A 2,338-nucleotide genomic window follows, 5' to 3' on the forward strand; every position below is an offset into this window, starting at 1 on the left:
CGTATACGGGTCCGTACGTACGGTGGTGTGAGAGGACGGAGGTTAGTCACCTCCTCCTACTCGATTTTCAGAAAATACTGTTATAACATTGACATCTTGTAAACGGTTCGGTACACTTTATTCAACAAAGTTGAATATAAATATACGAAGGTGAATACTTATTATAGTATAAGGGATAATAAGACGCAGAAAATCTATATATTTTTACGTATGACAGGAAGCGATTTGTGTATAGGAGGGGTTAACATGGTCGACTGCCCGGATTTTGTTGAGCTGAAAGAAGTAGGTCCGCGGGATGGTCTCCAAAATGAGACGAAGTGGGTTCCTACCGATGACAAAATTGCCTGGATCAATATGCTATCCAATTCAGGGGTAAGGGAGATAGAGTATTCTTCTTTTGTCAATCCGAAGATGATTCCCTCTTTATCTGATGCACGTGAGGTAGGAAAGGGGATTCTCCGTAATCCGGATGTATTCTATTCCGCACTCGTTCCGAACTTGAAGGGGTTGGAATACGCTTTGGAAACTGGCATTGATGGTGCCTCGGTTTTTATGTCCGCGAGTGAAACGCATAATAAGAAAAATATCAATAAATCACTTGGAGAGACCTTCCCTGTTCTGGAGAGAGTTATTACAGAAGCAAAACAGGCGGGAAAGAGAGTGACTGGTTATGTATCTACGGTTTTTGATTGCCCATATGAAGGGCGTATTCCTACCGCGCAAGTTATTCAGGTCTGCGATCGGCTAATGGGTGCAGGGATAGATGAAATCTCCCTTGGAGATACGATTGGCACTGCGGTACCTTCTCAAGTCGAGCAACTGTTGGATGGTATTTTGGCGCGTTACCCCAAAGAAAAAATCATTATGCATTTTCATGATACAAGAGGAATGGCAATTGCTAATATCATGACTTCCTTACAATACGGCATCCACCGATTCGATACGTCAATCGGGGGGCTTGGTGGCTGCCCTTATGCCCCGGGAGCTGCTGGAAATGTGGCTACCAACGATGTGCTGTATCTCCTGCACGGCATGGGTATAAATACAGGAATCAATGAAGAGAAAATCCGTGAAGCCTCCATTTTCATACAAAATAAGCTAGGGGTGAAGCTCCCCAGTAAATCACTTGCTTGTCACGAGGATTCTGCTTAGCCTGTGAATAAAGCGGTTTCTCTCTCCTTGACGGATAATGCTCTCTGTTCTATGCTAATTTATATTCAACCATACGGGATAGGGGAGAGTTACCATAAATCTCAATCATATTGGAACAAAGATAAAAGAAATGCGGTTACGAAGAAAACAGACTCAACAGCAGATCGCGGATGCATGCGGTATTTCCAAAAGCTTATTGTCAAAAATAGAGAATGGTCAAACAGCTTCTGCTATCGCAACCTTATCCAAAATAAGTGATGTATTGGAAGTCCCCCTCTCTTGGGTACTGGATGACAAGTATGAACAAGATCTTGTTCTCCTGCCAAAGGCAAGGCGTGAATCCAAAATAGGTGATGAAAACATGGGGTACTCCTATGAACTGTTGGCGAACCGCTCCCAATTCAGTGGTCTGGAACCGACGATCGTTCATGTTACACCAAAGCGTATGAATCTGAGGCAGGATTCTTATACACATTCCCAGGATGAGTTCATTTACATATTGGAAGGATCGATCTATTTATCGTATGACGGGGATAAACATTTTATGGAAAAAGGGGACAGTGCTTATTTTCAAGGGTCAAAACCTCATTTATTTATTCCTGTGAATGATGAGGGGGCACAGGTGTTGACTTTGTTCATCGATAATCCAGTTTGAATAGAACAATGGAAAAGGGTGTGCAGCTGATGTATGCCTTTTTTATTTGGAATTTTGTTGTGCTGTTGTGTAGGCTCCAAACTGGTAAGTCGAAAGAATGGGTGCCAGGATTTGTGTTTAATGGGGTTTATAGGGTATCCCCTTTGATATGTTTTTTGCATGATCTCCTGTTTTATAATCGTGTGTAGAGGATACTGTTATATAAGAAATAATAAATACGGTTGACTTTTTTAACTGTGGCATGTATTATAGGTTTCCCTCTTAAAGAGAGGTCATTTCTAAAGCAACACAACCGTCCAATCTATGCGATAGGATATAGAGTAAGTAATTTTTTAGAAGGATTTGCTGTTGACTTTGATTGTATGCATATGATATATTAATTAGGTCGCCATAAAGAAAGGCGAGCCGGGAAGAGAAAAGACGCAAACAACGAATTAAAAAAGTTGTTGACACAAACTTCTCGTCATGATATATTAATTAGGTCGCTTCAAAAACGACCGAAACAATTTGCTCTTTGAAAACTGAACAAAA

At 41.2% G+C, this 2,338-nt stretch carries 2 protein-coding genes; both read left to right on the forward strand.

Going from position 1 to position 2,338, the window contains the following annotated elements:
• Nucleotides 1-246: 246 nt before the first annotated feature.
• Nucleotides 247-1,152 carry a hydroxymethylglutaryl-CoA lyase gene (locus ACFOGI_RS03925; RefSeq protein ID WP_390268727.1) on the forward strand — a complete coding sequence of 302 codons (906 nt, stop codon included), beginning with the start codon at nt 247-249 and terminating at the stop codon, nt 1,150-1,152.
• Between the two features lie 109 nt (nt 1,153-1,261).
• Nucleotides 1,262-1,807, forward strand: coding sequence for a helix-turn-helix domain-containing protein (locus tag ACFOGI_RS03930; RefSeq protein WP_390268730.1), 546 nt, complete (start codon nt 1,262-1,264; stop codon nt 1,805-1,807).
• Nucleotides 1,808-2,338: the final 531 nt, after the last annotated feature.

Origin of the sequence: Virgibacillus xinjiangensis (assembly GCF_042643145.1) — a bacterium.
Taxonomy (GTDB): Bacteria; Bacillota; Bacilli; order Bacillales; family Amphibacillaceae; genus Virgibacillus_O; species Virgibacillus_O xinjiangensis.

Bases quoted from the DNA above. Each gene is read 5' to 3' on its own strand.
- ACFOGI_RS03925 (WP_390268727.1), top strand. From the start codon at position 247: ATGGTCGACTGCCCGGATTTTGTTGAGCTGAAAGAAGTAGGTCCGCGG.